The organism is Streptomyces sp. NPDC051104, assembly GCF_040682835.1.
In the GTDB taxonomy this organism is placed as follows: Bacteria; Actinomycetota; Actinomycetes; order Streptomycetales; family Streptomycetaceae; genus Streptomyces; species Streptomyces cynarae.
Map to the genome: position 1 here is coordinate 1 of NZ_JBFBBS010000153.1, position 1278 is coordinate 1278.

The 1278-nt window shown below is 63.1% G+C and carries 1 protein-coding gene; it reads right to left on the bottom strand.

Annotation, left to right across the window (positions count from 1 at the left end; translation table 11 throughout):
• Positions 1 to 246 precede the first annotated feature (246 nt).
• Positions 247 to 804 (bottom strand): DUF3291 domain-containing protein, encoded by a 558-nt coding sequence (locus AB0N14_RS40215; RefSeq protein ID WP_366030626.1) that lies wholly within the window; start codon positions 802 to 804, stop codon positions 247 to 249.
• Positions 805 to 1278: the final 474 nt, after the last annotated feature.

The following is a 1278-nucleotide window of genomic DNA, read 5'->3' on the forward strand; positions in this document are numbered from 1 at the left end:
CTCGTCGAGCGCCCCAAGGCTCACGCAGCCTGAACCACCTCAACCGACCCACAGGTATTGACTATTACTCGCGGGGAATTCAAGACTGCTATAAACCTGTCTGTGTGGGCCGAAGCACGATAGTTGTCACATAGGCAGGCTTGTTGTCACCAAGATTGCAGAACGGGCTCGGCAGGCCGACTGACGATGTCCGCCGTCATCCAATCGAGGCGTTTCACAGCGAACCCAGTCGTTCAGGGTTCCGAGTCAGCGAACCTCGCTCTTCGTTCTGGCTTCGAGTCTGGTCGGTGTTCCGCCTGGGTCAAACGAGTGGTGGAAGGTGAAGGCGTACGGCGCGGAGCCGTGGTCGTGGAGGTGTTCCAGCCTGGCAACCCCGTCCTGCCAGGCGGGTATCGTGCCGTCGGTGACCCACCAGAACACGTAACCCGGGTGTCCCGTCCGCTCGAACCAGTCGTAACGCCTGTTGAGCGCCGCACGGTGCAGACCGGTGTAGATGGAGTCGAAGGCGGATCGCAGGTCGGTCCAGAGCGAGAGGGTCGCGGCCAGGGCGGTGGTTTCCACAGTGCGGCCTTTCCCGTACCAGGCCGGAACAGCGAACTCTCCCCATTCACCCCAGTCCGAGTCGAAATCCGTCCGTGCGCCCAGGCTGCGATCCGCCGCTTCAGCACGAGCGATATATCCGGGGTGCTGGCCGATCTCCCGGTAGACGGCCTCACCGCTCTCGTGGAACTCCCGCGTAAGACGTGCGGGATCGGTGAGGGGTGACTTCAGGACGCCGAACGTGTACAGAGCAAGATGGGGCATGCGTCTCTCCCTGGCCGAGGGGCCTGGTGTGGAAGTTCCTGACGGTCTCGTTGTCCGGGCGTGGACTCGATTCGATGGCCTGCCCGTCGGGTGGGGAGTTGTGGGCGTGATCGACTCAGCCTGATGGCACTCCTATGCGACTGTGGGCGCCGCCGAATGACAGGTGACGATAGCCACCTCCGCAGACTCTGTCGAAGTTGCGTTTTCCCTCTTCAAGTGGCCTCTTGCAGAGGCCCTCGCGGGAGCTGAGGCGGTACGGCGCTGCCCGCCTCGTGGAAGTCCACATCGACCCAGCCACCTCGGAACAGCACCGCCGACAGCTCCACCCTCGCTGTCAAAGGACAGACGAGGTCGCCGTGCAGCTCAAGCGGCCGGCGGAGCATGGGAGCCGGTGACACCAACCATGCCTCGTGCGCTGCTGGTGACAGGTAGAGCGCCGATCCAGTGACAACCATCATGCTTCGCCACACGGAA

Coding starts and splice junctions, on each gene's coding strand:
- AB0N14_RS40215 (WP_366030626.1), bottom strand. CDS start 804: ATGCCCCATCTTGCTCTGTACACGTTCGGCGTCCTGAAGTCACCCCTC.